We start from the raw sequence: 17,737 nt of genomic DNA, 5'->3' as shown, positions 1-17,737 counted from the left end.
GCACGCGCTTACAACTTGGCGATCGACACCTCGGTGGATTTCACAAACGCGATCACTTCGCTGCCGACCACCAGTTCCAGCTCTTTCACCGAGCGAGTGGTGATCACCGAGGTGACGATGCCGGAAGCGGTTTGTACGTCGATTTCGGACAGCACGTCGCCGAGTACGATTTCCTTGATGGAGCCTTTGAACTGGTTACGAACGTTGATGGCTTTGATCGTCATGATGTTGATTCCTGTCGTTGGATAAGGCTTGAGTTATTGAGCCCAGCGCAATTGCGTGGGCAATGGTGAAACAGGTTCCGGTGCCGGCGGCTCGCCGGGCAGCGCCAGCACGCGATTGAGGACTTCGGTTTCCAGCGCCGCCAGCCGATGGGAGCCACGAACCCGAGGGCGCGGCAGCTCAACGTGCAGGTCGAGGCCGACTTCGCCCTCTTCGATCAGGATCACCCGATCGGCAATCGCCACCGCTTCACTGACATCGTGGGTGACCAGCAACACGGTGAAACCGTGCTTCTGCCAGAGCCGCTCGATCAGTTGCTGCATTTCAATTCGGGTCAGTGCATCCAGCGCGCCCAGCGGTTCGTCCAGCAACAGCAAACGCGGTTGATGGATCAGCGCGCGAGCCAGGGCCACTCGTTGCTTCTGGCCACCGGACAAGGCGGCCGGCCATTCATTGGCGCGATCCGCCAGGCCCACCGACTCCAACGCTTCCAGCGCTTGCGGACGCCAGTTGCCCTTGAGCCCGAGGCCGACGTTGTCGATGACCTTTTTCCACGGCAGCAAGCGCGCTTCCTGGAACATCAGTCGAGTGTCTTCCCGCGCCTTACTCAGCGGCGCGGAACCTGCGAGCAATTCACCGCCCGTGGGTTTGTCGAGACCGGCGAGCAAGCGCAGCAAGGTGCTTTTGCCGCAACCGCTACGACCGACCACGGCGACAAACTGACCTGCCGGGATGTGCAGATCGATCTCGCGCAAAACCTGTCGCGAACCAAAAGTCTTCTGTAGTTTGCGCACTGCCAGCGGAATCCCGCGCAGCAGGCGTGGAGGTTGTTGAGCCGTCATGCCGCACCTCCTTTAACAACCTGATAGGCCGGGTGCCAGCGCAACCACACGCGTTCAAGTCCACGGGCCGCGAGGTCGGCGAGTTTGCCGAGCACGGCGTACAAAAGAATCGCCAGTACCACCACGTCAGTCTGCAAGAACTCCCGGGCATTCATCGCCAGGTAGCCGATGCCGGAGCTGGCGGAAATGGTTTCCGCGACGATCAACGTCAGCCACATGAAGCCCAGTGCGAAGCGCACGCCGACCAGAATCGAAGGCAGCGCGCCCGGCAGGATCACCTGACGGAACAGGCTGAAACCGGACAAGCCATAACTGCGGGACATTTCCACCAGCGCCGGATCGACGTTGCGGATGCCGTGATAGGTGTTGAGGTAGATCGGGAACAACGTGCCCAACGCCACCAGGAAAATCTTCGCCGACTCGTCGATGCCGAACCACAGGATCACCAGTGGAATCAGCGCCAGGTGCGGCACGTTGCGGATCATCTGCACCGAACTGTCGAGCAGGCGTTCGCCCCATTTCGACAGGCCGGTGATGAAGCCCAGGGTCAGACCGATGCTGCCGCCGATGGCGAAGCCCAGCGCTGCACGCCAGCCGCTGATCGCCAGGTGCGTCCAGATTTCACCGCTGCGCACCAGGCTGACGCCGGCTTCGATGACGGCGATTGGTGCCGGCAGAATCCGTGTCGACAACCAGCCCGCCGACACCGACAACTGCCACACCGCCAGCAGCAACACCGGCAACGCCCAGGGCGCAAGGTTATGGATAAGTTTCTTCATGGCGCGCCTCAGCTCTGCGACGCGGCTTTGGGGAGAATGTCGTTGGCGACCATCTCACCAAACGGGCTGACGTAACCGGCGCTTTTCGGCAATTGCGGACGCTCGATGTCCAGGTGCGGGAACAGCAATTCGGCGACGCGATAAGACTCTTCCAGGTGTGGATAACCGGAGAAGATGAACGTGTCGATGCCTAGGTCCGCGTATTCCTTCACGCGAGCGGCCACGGTCGGACCGTCGCCCACTAATGCTGTACCGGCACCGCCACGCACCAGGCCGACACCGGCCCACAGGTTCGGGCTGACTTCCAGGTTGTCACGGCTGCCGCCATGCAGAGCGGCCATGCGTTGCTGACCGACCGAGTCGAAGCGCGCCAGAGAAGCTTGAGCGCGAGCGATGGTGTCGTCGTCCAGATGAGAGATCAGCCGATCCGCCGCTTGCCAGGCTTCGGCATTGGTTTCACGAACGATCACATGCAAACGAATGCCGAAGCGCACGGTGCGCCCAAGCTTCGCGGCTTTGGCGCGCACTTGTTCGATCTTCTCGGCAACGGCGGCCGGAGGTTCGCCCCAGGTCAGGACCATTTCGACCTGCTCTGCCGCGAGGTCTTGCGCCGCTTCCGAAGAACCGCCGAAGTACAGCGGCGGACGCGGTTGCTGGATCGGCGGATAGAGCAATTTGGCGCCCTTCACGCTGATGTGCTGACCGTCGTAATCGACGGTTTCGCCTTCCAGCACACGGCGCCAGATGCGGGTGAATTCCACCGAGGCTTGATAGCGTTCTTCGTGAGTCAGGAACAAACCGTCGCCAGCCAATTCTTCCGGATCACCGCCGGTTACCAGGTTGAACAACGCACGGCCGCCGGACAGGCGATCCAGCGTCGCGGCCTGACGCGCTGCCACCGTCGGGGAAATGATCCCGGGGCGTAGCGCGACGAGGAATTTCAAACGCTGGGTCACCGGGATCAGCGACGCGGCCACCAGCCACGAGTCTTCGCAAGAGCGACCCGTAGGAATCAGCACCCCGCCGAAGCCCAGGCGATCCGCCGCTTGCGCGACTTGTTGCAGATAACCGTGGTCGACGGCGCGAGCGCCTTCGGCGGTGCCAAGGTAATGGCCGTCGCCGTGGGTAGGCAGGAACCAGAAGATATTGAGGCTCATGGAGTGGTCTCCTTAGGGATTCGAATTACTGAGCTTTGGCAACGGCCGCCGGAGGCGTCCAGATCACGTCTTTGATGCTCAGCGGCTTTGGAATCAGCTTGAGCTGGTAGAAGCTGTCGGCGATTTTCTGTTGTGCGGCGACCACTTCAGGTGTGAGGAACAGCGCGCCGTAACCCTGGCGTTTCACCGAGGTCAGGGTGATATCCGCCGGCAGGCCGAGCAGTGGCGAGACTTGTTTAGTCACGTCTTCGGGGTTGGCCTTCGACCACTCGCCGACCGCGCGCACTTCTTCCACCAGGGTCTTGATCACCTCAGGATTTTTCTGCGCATAGGGCTTGGTCGCGAGGTAGAACTGATGGTTGTCGACGATGCCTTGGCCATCACGCAGGGTGCGTGCCTGCAATTGTTGTTCAGCGGCGGCCTGGTACGGGTCCCAGATCACCCAAGCATCGACGCTGCCACGTTCGAACGCAGCGCGGGCATCGGCCGGCGGCAGGAATACGGTCTGGATGTCGGTGTATTTGAGGCCGGCATCTTCCAGTGCGCGGACCAACAGGTAGTGAACGTTGGAGCCTTTGTTCAGGACGACTTTCTTGCCCTTGAGGTCCTGCACCGATTTGATCGCCGAGTCCTTCGGCACCAGGATCGCTTCGCTGTGAGGCGCTGGTGGTTCGTAGGCGACGTAGAGCAGATCGGCGCCGGCGGCTTGAGCGAATACCGGTGGAGTTTCACCCGTCACGCCGAAGTCGATGGAGCCGACGTTCAGGCCTTCGAGCAGTTGCGGGCCGCCGGGGAATTCAGTCCATTGCACGTCCACGCCTTGGGCGGCGAGGCGTTTTTCCAAAGTGCCTTTGGCTTTGAGCAGCACCAAAGTGCCGTATTTTTGATAGCCGATTCGCAATGTCTCGGCTTGAGCTTGAGTAATGGCGCCGAAGGTTACAGCCGCAGCAAACAGAGCGACCAGACCACGACGCAAAATGACAGTGCGCATGGCGCTCTCCTTTTTGCAGTTGGGTTTTGGCTGCACCTGCTTGCCCGTTAGCGGGCGAGTAAGGCCAGTACATCAATTTCAGGTGTGGCTTAAGTACTGGCTTAAATGCTCCAGCGAGCACTCAATAAACGTTCATTCAACAGGTTCGGATCGATCGGCTTGGGCCGTCGGGCCATGGCGCTGAAAAACAGCTCCAGCGATTCATTCAGTCTTTCTTCCAGCTCCGGTGCCAACTGCGCCTGGACGCTGCCTTCGCCGTAAGCGATCTGGCTGTCTACGGCGAAAATCCCGTGAAGCATTTCCTGGGCTTTCAACGCCGACAACACAGGCTTGAGCGCGTAATCCACCGCCAACATATGGGCGATGCTGCCGCCGGTGGCCATTGGCAACACCACTTTGTGGGCCAGGGCGCGTTCGGGCAGCAGGTCCAGCACGGTTTTCAATGCGCCGGAGAACGACGCTTTGTAGACCGGCGTGGCGATCAGCAGGCCATCGGCGTTTTCAATCTGTTGCAGCAGGTCGATCACCTTCGGGCTGTCGAAGCGTGCATGCAGCAAGTCTTCGGCCGGGAAGTCCCGTACCTGGTAACTCACCACTTCCACACCTTGCTCCTGCAACCAGCGTTGGGAGCGCTCCAGCAGCACCCCGGAACGGGAGCGTTGGCTGGGACTGCCACCGAGTGAGACGACCAGCATTCAGAGGATTCCTTGAACGGTGTTGGCGATTCGCGGCTTGCGATCTCGCTTTGATGGAAGTGACCTTAACAGGGGATTGTTATATCCATAAATCATATTTATTCATTTGGTTATGCATTGTAGTTCTATATGAAATGGCTTTTCCCGGGTCCCTGTAGGAGCAAGGCTTGCCCGCGATGGCGTCATCCCTGACGCCAGAAATACCGAGTCGCTCTCATCGCGGGCAAGCCTTGCTCCTACAGGGGTGGTTATCTCAATTCAACGATTGGGCTGTGGCGTCAGACGCAGGTACGGCTTCACCGCGCGATAGCCCTTGGGAAAACGTTTATTGATTTCGTCTTCGTCCTTGAGCGACGGCACGATCACTACTTCATCACCGTCCTGCCAGTTGGCCGGGGTGGCCACCTTGTAGTTGTCGGTGAGTTGCAGCGAGTCGATCACCCGCAGAATTTCATGGAAGTTACGGCCGGTGCTCGCCGGGTAGGTGATGGTCAGCCGAACCTTTTTGTTTGGGTCGATCACGAACAGCGAACGCACGGTCAGGGTGTCGTTGGCGTTCGGGTGGATCAGGTCGTAGAGGTCCGAGACCTTCCGGTCGGCATCGGCAAGGATCGGGAAGTTGACGAGGGTGTTCTGGGTTTCGTTGATGTCTTCGATCCACTTGTGGTGCGAATCCACCGGGTCCACGGACAGGGCAATGGCTTTCACACCACGTTGGGTAAATTCGTCCTTGAGCTTGGCAGTGAAGCCCAACTCCGTGGTGCACACCGGGGTGAAGTCCGCCGGGTGGGAAAACAGCACGCCCCAGCTATCGCCCAGCCATTCGTGGAAACGGAGGGTGCCGGCGCTGGAATCCTGTTCAAAGTCGGGGGCAATATCGCCCAGTCTGAGGCTCATGGTGCTGCTCCTGGTGAGTGCTTGTTGAGGTCAACTGTGCCTGCATTTCTTATTCATTAAAAAGAATAAATATCGATTTATTTAGATCGTAAAAGAATATTAAAAATGTGTTCACTGGACCTCGGCAGCGGACAGGACGACTATCGCCCACAAGGTTCGAGAAGGCCTTGAGTTGCTGCACAAAGAGGGAAACTTCGAGGAGGGTTTACGGGGGTGAGCCTGACTTGAAAACGCAAAAGCCCCGCCCGGCGAGATGCCAGGCGGGGCTTTTTTTACTTCAGTTACGCGAGTGCTATTACAACAGCGGGATCGAGTAGCTGACGATCAGACGGTTTTCGTCCTGCGAACGAGTGCTCGGCAGGTCGGTACGCCACATAGCGTTTTTCCACGTGACACCAAGGTTTTTCAGCGCGCCTTCTTGTACGACGTAAGCCAGAGTCAGGTCGCGTTCCCACTCGGAAGCACCGTTAGCCAACTCGCCACCGCGAGCGTTGACGGTATCAATTTCATCACCTTTCAGGTAGATCACACCGGCCGTCAGACCTGGTACACCGACCTTGGCAAAGTCATACGAGTAGCGTGCTTGCCAAGTGCGCTCGCCGGCACGGGCGAACTTCTGGATCTGCATGTCGGTAGTCAGGTAAGCCGAAGCGCCGTCACCCTGGTTCAAGTAAGGGAAGTCGCTGCTACCGTTGCTGGCCTGATAGCCGCCGCCGAAGGTGTGGCCGGCAACGGTATACAGGAACAGGCCGCTATACAGGTTGTTGTCGACCTTGCCTTTACCGTTTGGCGCATTGTAGTTGCCAGAGGTGAAGTAGCTGGCGTCGTGACCGTTGGCGCCGTCATCCCGGCTGTTGAAGTAGCGCAGGTCGGATTTCAGAACACCCGGGCCGATTGCCCAGTTGTGAACCAGACCCAGGAAGTGCTGCTTGTAGAAATCTTCCAGGTTGCCGTAGTAGTACTGGGCAGTCAGGTCTTTGGTGATTTTGTAGTCACCGCCACCGTAATAGAATTTGTTGCTGTCGCGACCGGAAGCGGTGGGAGAGTTCGCACCAGCAATCGACAACTCTTCGTTGTTGCTGGAGTTACGACCTTTGGCGTGCTCGATCTGGCCACCGACCAGTGCCAGGTCTTTGATTTCGTTCGAGGTGATCTGACCACCTTGAAAGGTTTGCGGCAGCAGACGACCGTCGTTGGTCACGATTACCGGGTTCTTCGGCTGCAGGGTACCCAGCTTCAGTTCGGTCTGGGAGATCTTGGCTTTGGCAGTCAGGCCCAGGCTGGAGAAGTTATCCACCGCTTGGCCGTTGGACTCGCTTGGGAAAACAGTGCCGCCATAAGCGGTACCAGGGGTGCCATTGGCGTTAACGTTGCCATTAGTGCCGCCGCCCGAATCCAGACGTACACCCAGCAGGCCGATGGCGTCGATACCGAAACCGACAGTGCCTTGGGTATAACCGGAAGTGAAGCGCAGATCGAAGCCTTGGCCCCACTCTTCGTTCCTGCTTGGTTCGGCAGTGCCGTCACGGTAATCCGTGTTGATGTAGAAGTTACGCAGCCCCAAAGTAGCTTTGCTGTCTTCGATGAAACCGGCGGCGCCTGCCTGCTGCGCCAAAACCCCTACGGCCACAGCCAGGGCCAAGGTGGACTTGTTCATTTGCTTCGCTCCTATCGTTTCTAATTTTTGAGGTCCTGGGTCGAATGCCCTGGATCCTGAAATGCCCGGTGAGTGCCAGACCGTGTGACGGCGATGGCCTGACCGCTGTGATTTTGGCCCGCATGATAAACACAAAAAGAATTATTTCGTCATTTTTCATGCCATTAAGGCATATAGCTTCGCGTTATTACTCTGAGTCGGGACACAAGGTATCGGCTCATAAGCCACCCACTTTAGACGGTTGGATTAAAAGCTAAAAAGAATAAAAAATTACTATGTAAGCTCTATTTGGAATATTGAAAAAACACAAAAAAAAGCCTCGCCGGCGGGCGAGGCTTTTTCTGACGACTATTACAAGAAGCTGTAGGTGTAGTTGAAGATCAGACGAGTCTGGTCAACATCAGGGTTGTTGCTGACTTCACTGCCACGGTAGACGCCATTACGCAACGTCACGCCGAAACCTTTAAGAGAGCCCTGCTGGATGGTGTAGTCGATCCGCATGTCGCGTTCCCACTCGGATGCATCAGGGCCACTGCCGTTCGTTGCCTTGATGTTATCGCCGTGCAGGTAGGCGATCGAGGTTTTCAGGCCCGGTACACCCAACGCTGCGAAGTCATAGGAGTACTGACCGAAGGTGGTGTTTTCACCGGCACGGACGAAACCGTTAATCATGGCATCGGTGAACAGGTAGAAGCTCGCGCCTCCGTTCGCTTCCGGATGACCATTGCCATCCACAACGTTGCCCTGGTTCAGGTAGACGAAACCGCCGTCATCGTTTACGCGCTGGTGACCGAGCAGGAAGGCGTTACCACCCAGGGTGTAGGTGAACATGGCGCTCCAGGTCTTGTTATCGACCTCGCCCGGGGTCCTGGCAAAACCGTTGTTGTTATTGAAGCGATAGCCGGCGTCGCCGTTCTTGCCAACGGAGCTGCTGTCGAAATAGCGCAAGTCTGTCTTGAAGGACTGGTTGGCGTCGATCGGGAAAACGTGAATCAGGCCAAGGAAGTCCTGTTTGTAGTAATCCTTCAGATTCGAGTGGTAGTACTGCAGGGTCAGGTCTTTGGTGACCTTCCAGTCAGCACCGGCGTAACGGAACTGATTGCTGTCCTGAGTACCGCCAGCCACGGCCAGGCCGGTGGAGTTCGAAGAGGCGCGACCCGCCGAGTGCTCCAACTGACCCGCGTTAAGGGTCACGTTGTCGATTTCCTTCGAGGTGATGGTGCCACCGTCAAAGGTCTGTGGCAGCACGCGGCTGTCGTTCGCTACCAGGATCGGCAGGTTCGGTTGCAGAGCGCCACCCAGGTGGGCTTCGGTCTTCGAGAAGCGGGCCTTGACGTTGGCCGCCGCGCGGCTCCACTCGTGCACGGCCGAACCATCGCTGTCGCTTGGGAAGAACGTGTTGTTGTTGGCTGGGTGGTGACCTTTGCCGCCGTCCAGATGAATACCGACGAGAGCTTGGGCGTCGATACCGAAACCGACAGTGCCTTGGGTAAAACCAGACAGATAGTCGAACTTCAGGCCTTCAGCGGTCTCTCTCTGATCCGCACCGCCTTCTCGGTTATCGTTGTTGTAATACATGGTGCGGGAACTGACGGAAGCCTTGCTGTCTTCCAGGAAACCTGCGGCGCCTGCCTGCTGCGCCAAAACCCCTACGGCCACGGCCAGAGCCAAGGTGGACTTGTTCATTGTTTCGCTCCTATCGTTTCTAATTCTTGTGTTCCTGGCCCGGGGTTAATTGCCTCGGATCCTAAGATGCACGATTAGCGCCAGACCGTGACTCACAAGTCAATCGTAACTTTGTGTGTCTACGACCATAGTCTAATCCCCAGTAAATTCGCTCCTGCCGGGCAATGAACGCTTCATAAACCCAAAAAGAATCACCCAATTCTTTTTCATACCGTTTAGGAATTTAGCTCCGCACTCCCCCTTGAGCCGAGACACGGGCACCGGCTCATAAGCTAATTCCTAAATGGTATTTGTTAGCCTTTTTTTAGATCGATTAGCTTTGATGCAACTCACGATCAATCCCTATCGATAAGGCAGCGCCATGACCACCAAACGCGCACTATCCGGCTCAATTGTTACAGTTTGTGTATCGCTAATAATATCTTTCAGCGCTCACGCTGCAAACCTCACAATCGGCTATCAAACCGGCATCGACCCCAGCAAAGTCCCCCAGGCAGACGGACTGTACGAAAAAACCATAGGCCAGAAAATTGACTGGCGTCGTTTCAATAGCGGCCCGGAAGTGGTTACTGCCATTGCTTCTGGCGACGTACAGATTGGCAACCTCGGTTCAAGTCCGCTGGCAGCCGCTGCTTCGCGCAATCTGCCAATCGTTGCGTTCATTGTTTCCGCCCAGATCAACGCCGCTGAAGCACTCGTGGTGCGCAACGGCAGCGGCATTGATAAACCGGAAGATCTGATCGGCAAGACCATCGCCACCCCCTTCGTTTCAACCTCCCACTACAGTTTGCTGGGTGCGTTGAAGCACTGGGGCCTGGATGCCTCGAAAGTCAAAGTGGTGAATTTGCAACCGGCGGAAATCGCGGCGGCGTGGAAGCGTGGTGACATCGATGGAGCGTTTGTCTGGTCACCCGCCCTGGGGGAAATTCGCAAGACCGGCAAGACCTTGACCGACGCGGCACAGGTCGGCCAATGGGGTGCACCGACCTTCGAGGTCTGGGTCGCGCGCAAGGATTACGCCGAGAAGCACCCAGAGGTGGTGGCCAAATTCGCCAAGGTCACGCTGGACTCGTTCGCCGACTATGCCGCGCATAAGGACAGCTGGACTGCTGACTCGGTACCGGTGCAAAAAATCGCCAAACTGACCGGCGCCAATGCCGTCGATGTGCCGGAGTTGCTGGCCGGTTCCACGTTCCCGGATGCCAAAGCCCAACAGACCACCGCGCTGCTGGACGGCGGCACGGCCAAGGCGATTGGCGAGACGGCGAAGTTCTTGAAGGAACAAGGGAAGGTCGAGACGGTGCTGCCGGATTATTCGCCCTATGTCAGTGCGAAGTTTGTCACGGAGTAACACGCTGAACCTGTGGCGAGGGGGCTTGCCCCCGTTGGAGGCCGAAGGACTCCCTGTATCAGCGATACGGTTCTGTCAGGCACACCGCATTGACCGGTTTTGGGGCCGCTCCGCAGCCCAGCGGGGGCAAGCCCCCTCGCCACAGGGTTACAAGGTTTTTTCGAAGATCTTCGAATTACGCTGATAGTTGTACAGCGACGCCCGCGCTGATGGCAGACGTTCAACACTGCTCGGCACAAACCCACGCTCGCGAAACCAGTGAGCGGTGCGGGTCGTCAATACGAACAGGGTTTTCAGCCCCTGCGCCCGGGCACGAGTTTCGATGCGCTCCAGCAGCTCATCACCACGACCGCCATGGCGGTATTCCGGGTTCACCGCCAGACACGCCAACTCGCCCGCATCCGAATCAGCAATCTGATACAGCGCCGCACACGCGATGATCATGCCTTCGCGTTCGACCACACTGAACTGCTCGATCTCACGCTCCAGCACCTCGCGGGAACGCCGCACCAGAATGCCCTGCTCTTCCAGCGGGCTGATCAAATCCAGCAAACCACCGACGTCTTCGATGGCCGCTTCGCGCACAATCTCGAATTGCTCCTGGGCCACCAGCGTACCGCCACCGTCACGGGTGAACAGTTCGGTCAGCAGCGCGCCATTTTCGGCGTAGCTGACGATATGACTGCGCGCCACGCCACCGCGACAGGCCTCAGCGGCCGCATCCAGCAGCTCTGCCTGATAGTTGCTGCCCAGGCGCTGCAGATGCGCCGGCACTTGTTGCGGCCGCAACTCACGAACCAGACGACCGTTTTCATCGATCAGACCGAGGTCAGCGCCGAACAACAGCAGCTTGTCCGCCCCCAGATCGATGGCCGCGCGGGTGGCGACGTCTTCGCAGGCGAGGTTGAAAATCTCACCGGTCGGCGAGTAACCCAACGGCGACAGCAGCACGATGGAGCGCTCATCCAGCAGGCGATTGATGCCCTTGCGGTCGACCCGACGCACTTCGCCGGTGTGGTGATAGTCGACACCTTCCAGCACGCCAATCGGCCGCGCCGTCACCAGGTTGCCGCTGGCCACCCGCAGACGCGAGCCCTGCATCGGCGATGAGGCCATGTCCATGGACAGCCGAGCTTCGATGGCGATACGCAGCTGGCCCACCGCATCGATCACACACTCCAGCGTTGCAGCATCGGTGATGCGCATGCCGTGGTGGTAATGCGGGGTCAGGCCGCGCGCAGCCAGGCGGGTTTCAATTTGCGGACGGGAACCGTGAACCAGCACCAATCGCACGCCCAGACTGTGCAACAGCACCAGGTCGTGGACGATATTGCCGAAATTCGGGTGCTCCACGCCGTCGCCGGGCAGCATGACGACGAAGGTGCAATCGCGGTGGGCGTTGATGTAAGGCGAAGCGTGACGGAGCCAATTAACGTATTCGGGCATGAACCTGGGCCTGTAATAAATAGCAGCCAAAAAAATGGGCGAAACAGAAAACGCACAGCGGGCTGATGGTTATCGTCGGAACAGGCTTGGCGACACGCGCGCTCTCCTCATGAATACGGGTTGGGACACCGGCAATTTATAAAACACAAACCTGTAGGAGCCGAGCTTGCTCGCGATAGCGGTGGGTCAGCCAACATTAATGTTGAATGTAATGCCGCCATCGCGAGCAAGCTCGGCTCCTACAGGGATTGCATTGCGGCCGGTGTCAGGCAGTAATGTTCAATCAGTTGACGTAATAGATGCACCGTAGGCTGCAAACGTGACATTTCGAGGTATTCCCCCGGTTGGTGCGCACAGGCGATGTCGCCAGGGCCGAGCACCAAAGTTTCGCAGCCAAGACGCTGAAGATAAGGCGCTTCGGTGCCGAACGCCACTGCTTCGGCACGATGGCCGGTGAGCTTTTCCGCAACCCGGACCAATTCTGCATCCTCGGCCTGCTCGAACGGCGGCACTTCGGGGAACAGCGGCGCGTAATCGATCTTCACCTGATGCCACTCGGCAATGGGCTTGAGCTTCTGCAGAATCTCCGCGCGCAGGGCATTGGGGTCCATGCCCGGTAACGGGCGCAGATCAAACTCCAGCGAACACTGGCCGCAAATACGGTTGGGATTATCTCCACCATGGATGCAGCCGAAATTCAGGGTCGGCGTCGGCACGCTGAACTGTGGATTACGGAATTCACGCTGCCACGCCAACCGCAAACCACGCAGTTCACCGATGGCATCGTGCATGGCTTCGAGGGCGCTGTGGCCGAGGCGCGGATCCGAGGAGTGGCCGCTCTGGCCGAGGATGTCGATGCGCTCCATCATGATGCCTTTGTGCATGCGGATCGGCTTGAGCCCGGTCGGCTCGCCGATTACCGCCGCACGACCGAGCGGACGCCCGGCTTCGGCCAGGGCACGAGCGCCGGACATCGAGCTTTCTTCATCGCAAGTGGCGAGGATCAGCAGCGGTTGCTTGAACGGCTGATCGAGCAGCGGTATGACGGCTTCGATGGCCAGGGCGAAAAAACCCTTCATGTCGCAACTACCCAGCCCCACCCAGCGACCGTCGACTTCGGTCAGCTTCAGCGGATCGGTCTGCCACAGCGCACCATCGAACGGCACCGTGTCACTGTGACCGGCCAGCACCAGGCCACCAGGGCCTGAACCGAAACTGGCCAGCAGATTGAATTTTCCGGGGCTGACCTGCTGGATGTCGCAGGTAAAACCCAGATCGCCGAGCCACGTCGCCAGCAAATCGATCACCGGACGGTTGGTTTGATCGAGGCTGGCCTGCGTACAGCTGACGGACGGCGCAGCGATCAGCGCAGCGAACTGATCTTTCATGGACGGTAAAGGCATCGCTGACTCCAACTCCCGAGTTGAAGTCCATCATAGAACCATCCGGTGACAGGAATAAACCGCCGCGGCGCGGGTAGGGTCTGTTGACGCTTGGTGACGGCCGAGACGGAGCCCCCCTTGGTGCAGGGCAAGGCGCGAGGAAAGTGGTTTGGTTGTCCCAAATGAGTTCCGAGCAACGCAGCCCTGCGCCAAGGGGGGCTCCGTCGCGGCCGTCACCAAGCGTCAACAGACCCTATCTCGGATGAGTCCTGTACACTGCACGACCTTGGCAGCCACACATTCCCCCGGCTGCGCTCCCGATCCTGGATTTTCCGGCCATGCAGAAAGAAACCGAAATCAAACTCCGCGTCAGCCGAGAAACTCTCGCGGCCCTGCGCGAGCACCCGCTCCTGAAAAAACGCAACAAAAGTGGCTGGGAACGCCGTGAGTTGATGAATCAGTACTTCGACACGCCTGAGCGCGACCTGGCCCGCGCCAAGGTTGCCCTGCGCCTGCGCCGCGATGGCGAAGAAGTGATTCAGACCCTCAAGACCCGCGGCCAGAGCGTCGCCGGTTTGTCCGAGCGTAACGAATACGACTGGAATCTGCCCAAAGCCAAGCTCGACGTGAAGAAACTCGACGGCGAATGCTGGCCTGAAGAGCTGGCCGAGCTGGACAAGAAAACCCTGAAGCCGATCTTCACCACCGATTTCGTCCGCGAACGCGCGGAAATCGCTTGGGGCCGTGGCAAGACCAAAGTGGTGATCGAAGCCGCACTGGATCTCGGTCACGTGATCGTGGGCAAGCAGAAAGAAGAAATCTGCGAACTGGAACTGGAACTGCGCGAAGGCGAGCCGGCCGCTCTGCTGGAACTGGCCGCCGAACTGGCCGCGACCCTGGCCCTGATGCCGTGTGACATCAGCAAAGCCGAGCGCGGTTATCGTTTGTACGACGCCAACAGCTATTCGTTGAGCCTGCCAGCGCCGCAGATCACTGCCGAAATGCCGCTGGACGACGCTTTCGCCGCGCTGAGCTGGCACTTGCTGAGCAGCAGCCAGCGCCTGGCCGAGCAGTATCGCTTCAATGGCCACTGGCGCCTGTTACAGGACTGGGTCGAAAACCTGGCTGAATTGCGTGCGCTGCTGAGCAGCCTGGGCCAAGCCGCGCCACGTCAGTCGACGCACGATCTGCGCGTAGCGCTGGACGCCTTGCTCGAAGACTGGCGTCCGCTGGTGCAGGCCGGTATCGACGACGAAGACGTGCGCAAAGCCGCGCCGGAGCAGTTCCTCGAAGAACTGGAAGATCCGCGTTGGGGCTTGTTCTCGCTGAACACTTCGCGCTGGTTGCTGGCCCGCACCTGGGCTGCCGATCGCAACGTCCGCGGCAATCGCCAGGGCGCTGCGCAATTGGGCAGCTGGTTGCCACGTCTGCTGGGTGAAGAAGCGACTTCCCTGCAACTGCAGCGTTATCAGCAACAGCCGGAAGACCTGGCCGAGCAACTGCCGCGTATCGAGCGCATCCAGGCCTGGCTGCACCACGCCCGCAGCGTGCTGGACATCCCGGAAATGGATCGCCTGTACGGTGAGCTGAAACAGCTTGCTCAATTGGCCAACGAACCGATCACCGATGAATCGCTGGATGCGCGTAAGCAGCAGGCGATTGCGGTGTATCAGAATCGTGCCTGGAAAATGCTGCTGCGCATGTAACACCCTGTGGCGAGGGGGCTTGCCCCCGTTGGAGTGCGCAGCGCTCCCATCATTTTGGGGCTGCTACGCATCCCAACGGGGGCAAGCCCCCTCGCCACGTCAGTGTTACACCGGCAAACTCGTCGTGGACTTGATCTCCGACAACGCCACGATCGAGTTCACCTCCTGAATCCCCGGCACCATCGACAGCTTCTCGAAGAAGAAGCGCTCATACGCCTCAATGTCCGCCGTCACAATCCGCAGCAAGAAATCCACCGACCCCATCAGCACATAACATTCCAGCACTTCGGGAAAGCCACGAATCGCCTCGGTGAATTCGGTGAAGTTCGACCGCCCGTGAGCGTTGAGTTTGATTTCAGCGAAAATCTGCGTGTTAAGCCCGATTTTCTTCCGGTCGAGCAAGGTCACCTGCCCGCGAATGATCCCCTCCTCCTTCATCCGCTGAATCCGCCGCCAGCACGGCGACTGCGACAGCCCCACCTGTTCCGCAATCTGTGCACTGGAAAGCGAAGCGTCCTCTTGCAGCAACGCGAGAATCTTGCGGTCGTAGCCATCCAGCTCGCCATGCATAAAAAAACCTTTGATTGATAACTTAACGAATCAAGCAATTCAAACAATCGCCAATAAGCCCAATCATAGATAAGAAATGCCCGGCACCGAATGTAAAAATTCCTCCAGTGATTTTGGAGACCGACCATGCCGTATCTAGAAGCCGTCAACAGCCCGCATACCCGCGCCGATGTCTGGAACGTCAGCAACGCCCACTGCCGCGCTCATTACCAACTTTTGGCCGAGGCCGAACCGGACCTGCTGTGCCGGGCGCTCAACCTGTTCGCTTTGCAGTTTCTGACGCCGCAACAGGTCAACGTGCAGCGGATGGACGATCTGTTGTCGATCGACATCGTGATAGACGGCCTGAGCTGGCACCGCGCCCAAGTGATCGCGGAAAAATTACGTAACCTGATCAGCGTCTGTTCGGTTGATCTGCAAGCGGTTGATTGCGCGTGGAATGAACCGGCACAGGCGGCGGGCTGAAAAAACTCGACACGGCTTCGTCGAGTAGTGGCCCAACGGTCTGCCGGTCCGCGACTATCCTTTGCGAACTGTTGTTCATGAGGAGCCCGCATGTCCGTTCAACTTGCCATTCAGGACCGCTGGCTGGATCTCAATGATTTGCTGCGTGAACTGGTCGCCCAAGGTTTTATCAGTCAGGACTCGGCCGAACACGCGCTCAATGCTCGACGCCGTCACGCTGCCAATGGCCAGATGCACCCGCTGGAATTCATCGCCAGCCAACACCTGGACGATCTCAGCCGTCCCGGTAAACACCTCGACCTGGAAAGCCTGACCCTGTGGCTGTCGCAGCAGGCCGGTCAGCCTTATCTGCGCATCGATCCGCTGAAAATCAACGTCGCGGCGATTACGCCGTTGATGTCCTACGCCTTCGCCCAGCGCCACAAGATTCTCGCCGTGTCTATCGACCGCGACGCGGTGACCGTGGCCAGCGCCCAGCCCTACGTCACCGGTTGGGAAGCCGACCTGACCCATGTGCTGAAACTGCCGATCAAGCGTGTGGTGGCCAACCCGGTCGACATCCAGCGCTTCAGCGTGGAGTTTTTCCGCCTGGCCAAATCGGTCACCGGCGCGACCAACGCCGATCAGCAAATGAACACCCTGGGCAATTTCGAGCAGTTGCTCAACCTCGGCTCCAGCGACCAGGAACCGGACGCCAACGACGCGCACATCGTCAACATCGTCGACTGGTTGTTCCAGTACGCGTTCCAGCAACGCGCCAGTGACATCCACATCGAACCCCGGCGCGAACAAGGCACGGTGCGCTTTCGCATCGACGGCGTGCTGCACAACGTCTATCAATTCCCGCCGCATGTGACCATGGCGATCGTCAGCCGCCTGAAAAGCCTCGGGCGGATGAACGTCGCGGAAAAACGCAAACCCCAGGACGGCCGGGTCAAGACCAAAACCCCGGATGGTGGCGAAGTCGAGCTGCGGCTGTCGACATTGCCTACCGCCTTCGGCGAAAAAATGGTCATGCGGATCTTCGACCCGGAAGTACTGCTCAAGAACTTTGATCAGCTGGGCTTCTCCGCCGATGACTTGCGCCGCTGGCAGGACATGACGAGCCAGCCCAACGGCATCATCCTGGTCACCGGCCCGACCGGTTCCGGCAAAACCACCACGCTGTACACCACCCTGAAGAAACTGGCGACGCCGGAGGTCAACCTCTGCACCATCGAAGACCCGATCGAAATGGTCGAGCCGGCGTTCAACCAGATGCAAGTCCAACACAACATCGACCTGACCTTCGCCGCCGGTGTGCGCGCACTGATGCGACAGGATCCGGACATCATCATGATCGGTGAGATCCGTGATCTGGAAACCGCTGAAATGGCGATCCAGGCTGCGCTCACTGGTCACTTGGTGCTGTCGACGCTGCACACCAACGATGCGCCGAGCGCGATCAGCCGCTTGCTGGAGCTGGGCGTGCCGCATTACCTGATCAAAGCCACGGTGCTCGGCGTCATGGCCCAGCGCCTGGTCCGCACCTTGTGCCCGCATTGCAAGGCGCCGCTGACCCTGGGTGAAGAAGACTGGCAAACCTTGACCCGGCCCTGGCAGGCACCGTTGCCGAACAACGCACATCGTGCCATCGGTTGCCTTGAATGCCGCGATACCGGTTACCGCGGCCGCGCGGGAGTCTATGAAATCATGCAGCTGACGGACGGCGTCAAAGCGCTGATCAACCCCGACACCGATTTGCTGGCGGTGCGGCGTCAGGCGTTCAAGGAAGGCATGCGCAGTTTGCGATTGTCAGGCGCGCAAAAAGTGGCGGCGGGTTTGACGACGATTGAGGAGGTATTGCGGGTAACGCCGCAGAGTGAGCAGAAATGAAACCTTTTATGTCTCC

The 17,737-nt window shown here is 58.8% G+C and carries 16 protein-coding genes; 4 read left to right on the top strand and 12 right to left on the bottom strand.

Features of this window, described 5'->3' with window-relative positions:
* Positions 1 to 8: 8 nt before the first annotated feature.
* The 9 genes from PMI27_RS12450 to PMI27_RS12490 all read right to left on the bottom strand — a co-directional run bounded on the left by PMI27_RS12450 (position 9) and on the right by PMI27_RS12490 (position 8,926).
* Positions 9 to 224: a TOBE domain-containing protein gene (locus PMI27_RS12450; protein WP_003229256.1), complete on the bottom strand. Its 216-nt coding sequence runs from the start codon at positions 222 to 224 to the stop codon at positions 9 to 11.
* A gap of 33 nt (positions 225 to 257) precedes the next feature.
* Positions 258 to 1,064: an aliphatic sulfonates ABC transporter ATP-binding protein gene (gene ssuB / locus PMI27_RS12455; protein WP_008150444.1), complete on the bottom strand. Its 807-nt coding sequence runs from the start codon at positions 1,062 to 1,064 to the stop codon at positions 258 to 260.
* The gene (gene ssuC / locus PMI27_RS12460; RefSeq protein WP_008150441.1) at positions 1,061 to 1,843 is read right to left on the bottom strand and encodes an aliphatic sulfonate ABC transporter permease SsuC; all 783 of its coding nucleotides are present in this window, start codon (positions 1,841 to 1,843) and stop codon (positions 1,061 to 1,063) included. The genes ssuB and ssuC overlap by 4 nt, the downstream gene beginning before the upstream one ends.
* A gap of 8 nt (positions 1,844 to 1,851) precedes the next feature.
* Positions 1,852 to 3,000, bottom strand: coding sequence for an FMNH2-dependent alkanesulfonate monooxygenase (gene ssuD / locus PMI27_RS12465; RefSeq protein WP_008150440.1), 1,149 nt, complete (start codon positions 2,998 to 3,000; stop codon positions 1,852 to 1,854).
* A 25-nt stretch (positions 3,001 to 3,025) separates the two neighbouring features.
* A complete protein-coding gene (locus PMI27_RS12470) occupies positions 3,026 to 3,991 on the bottom strand; it encodes a sulfonate ABC transporter substrate-binding protein (RefSeq protein ID WP_008150438.1) in 966 nt (321 codons plus the stop codon).
* A gap of 101 nt (positions 3,992 to 4,092) precedes the next feature.
* The gene (gene ssuE / locus PMI27_RS12475; protein WP_008150435.1) at positions 4,093 to 4,686 is read right to left on the bottom strand and encodes an NADPH-dependent FMN reductase; all 594 of its coding nucleotides are present in this window, start codon (positions 4,684 to 4,686) and stop codon (positions 4,093 to 4,095) included.
* Positions 4,687 to 4,944: 258 nt separating this feature from the next.
* Positions 4,945 to 5,583 carry a peroxiredoxin gene (locus tag PMI27_RS12480; protein WP_008150432.1) on the bottom strand — a complete coding sequence of 213 codons (639 nt, stop codon included), beginning with the start codon at positions 5,581 to 5,583 and terminating at the stop codon, positions 4,945 to 4,947.
* A 295-nt stretch (positions 5,584 to 5,878) separates the two neighbouring features.
* Positions 5,879 to 7,240 (bottom strand): OprD family porin, encoded by a 1,362-nt coding sequence (locus PMI27_RS12485; RefSeq protein WP_008150430.1) that lies wholly within the window; start codon positions 7,238 to 7,240, stop codon positions 5,879 to 5,881.
* A 351-nt stretch (positions 7,241 to 7,591) separates the two neighbouring features.
* Complete coding sequence (locus tag PMI27_RS12490) at positions 7,592 to 8,926, bottom strand: OprD family porin (RefSeq protein ID WP_008150428.1); 1,335 nt, start codon at positions 8,924 to 8,926, stop codon at positions 7,592 to 7,594.
* A 361-nt stretch (positions 8,927 to 9,287) separates the two neighbouring features.
* Between PMI27_RS12490 and tauA the strand changes: the two genes are divergently transcribed.
* The gene (gene tauA, locus PMI27_RS12495; protein ID WP_008150425.1) at positions 9,288 to 10,277 is read left to right on the top strand and encodes a taurine ABC transporter substrate-binding protein; all 990 of its coding nucleotides are present in this window, start codon (positions 9,288 to 9,290) and stop codon (positions 10,275 to 10,277) included.
* Between the two features lie 147 nt (positions 10,278 to 10,424).
* On the opposite strand, the gene argA is transcribed toward tauA, so the two are convergent.
* Both argA and argE read right to left on the bottom strand, forming a co-directional pair.
* On the bottom strand, positions 10,425 to 11,723 hold the full coding sequence (gene argA, locus PMI27_RS12500) for an amino-acid N-acetyltransferase (RefSeq protein WP_008150423.1): 1,299 nt from the start codon (positions 11,721 to 11,723) through the stop codon (positions 10,425 to 10,427).
* A 239-nt stretch (positions 11,724 to 11,962) separates the two neighbouring features.
* Entirely contained in the window at positions 11,963 to 13,126 is a 1,164-nt protein-coding gene (gene argE, locus PMI27_RS12505; RefSeq protein WP_008150408.1) for an acetylornithine deacetylase, read from the bottom strand.
* 317 nt (positions 13,127 to 13,443) lie between these two features.
* Between argE and PMI27_RS12510 the strand changes: the two genes are divergently transcribed.
* Positions 13,444 to 14,811 (top strand): CYTH domain-containing protein, encoded by a 1,368-nt coding sequence (locus tag PMI27_RS12510; RefSeq protein ID WP_008150406.1) that lies wholly within the window; start codon positions 13,444 to 13,446, stop codon positions 14,809 to 14,811.
* A 105-nt stretch (positions 14,812 to 14,916) separates the two neighbouring features.
* Here PMI27_RS12510 and PMI27_RS12515 read toward each other — a convergent pair whose 3' ends face one another.
* The gene (locus PMI27_RS12515; protein WP_008150405.1) at positions 14,917 to 15,381 is read right to left on the bottom strand and encodes an Lrp/AsnC family transcriptional regulator; all 465 of its coding nucleotides are present in this window, start codon (positions 15,379 to 15,381) and stop codon (positions 14,917 to 14,919) included.
* Positions 15,382 to 15,507: 126 nt separating this feature from the next.
* Between PMI27_RS12515 and PMI27_RS12520 the strand changes: the two genes are divergently transcribed.
* Positions 15,508 to 15,846, top strand: coding sequence for a hypothetical protein (locus PMI27_RS12520; RefSeq protein ID WP_008150404.1), 339 nt, complete (start codon positions 15,508 to 15,510; stop codon positions 15,844 to 15,846).
* 90 nt (positions 15,847 to 15,936) lie between these two features.
* Positions 15,937 to 17,721: a GspE/PulE family protein gene (locus PMI27_RS12525; protein WP_008150403.1), complete on the top strand. Its 1,785-nt coding sequence runs from the start codon at positions 15,937 to 15,939 to the stop codon at positions 17,719 to 17,721.
* The last annotated feature ends 16 nt before the right edge of the window (positions 17,722 to 17,737 follow it).

This window comes from Pseudomonas sp. GM41(2012), assembly GCF_000282315.2.
In the GTDB taxonomy this organism is placed as follows: Bacteria; Pseudomonadota; Gammaproteobacteria; order Pseudomonadales; family Pseudomonadaceae; genus Aquipseudomonas.
Note: the sequence above shows the minus strand (reverse complement) of the source record. Positions and strands in the feature narration are given on the sequence as shown.

Coding starts and splice junctions, on each gene's coding strand:
- PMI27_RS12490 (WP_008150428.1), bottom strand. CDS start 8,926: ATGAACAAGTCCACCTTGGCTCTGGCCGTGGCCGTAGGGGTTTTGGCG.
- argA (WP_008150423.1), bottom strand. CDS start 11,723: ATGCCCGAATACGTTAATTGGCTCCGTCACGCTTCGCCTTACATCAAC.
- PMI27_RS12525 (WP_008150403.1), top strand. CDS start 15,937: ATGTCCGTTCAACTTGCCATTCAGGACCGCTGGCTGGATCTCAATGAT.
- ssuB (WP_008150444.1), bottom strand. CDS start 1,064: ATGACGGCTCAACAACCTCCACGCCTGCTGCGCGGGATTCCGCTGGCA.
- PMI27_RS12510 (WP_008150406.1), top strand. CDS start 13,444: ATGCAGAAAGAAACCGAAATCAAACTCCGCGTCAGCCGAGAAACTCTC.
- PMI27_RS12485 (WP_008150430.1), bottom strand. CDS start 7,240: ATGAACAAGTCCACCTTGGCCCTGGCTGTGGCCGTAGGGGTTTTGGCG.
- ssuC (WP_008150441.1), bottom strand. CDS start 1,843: ATGAAGAAACTTATCCATAACCTTGCGCCCTGGGCGTTGCCGGTGTTG.
- PMI27_RS12520 (WP_008150404.1), top strand. CDS start 15,508: ATGCCGTATCTAGAAGCCGTCAACAGCCCGCATACCCGCGCCGATGTC.
- PMI27_RS12515 (WP_008150405.1), bottom strand. CDS start 15,381: ATGCATGGCGAGCTGGATGGCTACGACCGCAAGATTCTCGCGTTGCTG.
- ssuE (WP_008150435.1), bottom strand. CDS start 4,686: ATGCTGGTCGTCTCACTCGGTGGCAGTCCCAGCCAACGCTCCCGTTCC.
- PMI27_RS12450 (WP_003229256.1), bottom strand. CDS start 224: ATGACGATCAAAGCCATCAACGTTCGTAACCAGTTCAAAGGCTCCATC.
- PMI27_RS12470 (WP_008150438.1), bottom strand. CDS start 3,991: ATGCGCACTGTCATTTTGCGTCGTGGTCTGGTCGCTCTGTTTGCTGCG.
- tauA (WP_008150425.1), top strand. CDS start 9,288: ATGACCACCAAACGCGCACTATCCGGCTCAATTGTTACAGTTTGTGTA.
- PMI27_RS12480 (WP_008150432.1), bottom strand. CDS start 5,583: ATGAGCCTCAGACTGGGCGATATTGCCCCCGACTTTGAACAGGATTCC.
- argE (WP_008150408.1), bottom strand. CDS start 13,126: ATGCCTTTACCGTCCATGAAAGATCAGTTCGCTGCGCTGATCGCTGCG.
- ssuD (WP_008150440.1), bottom strand. CDS start 3,000: ATGAGCCTCAATATCTTCTGGTTCCTGCCTACCCACGGCGACGGCCAT.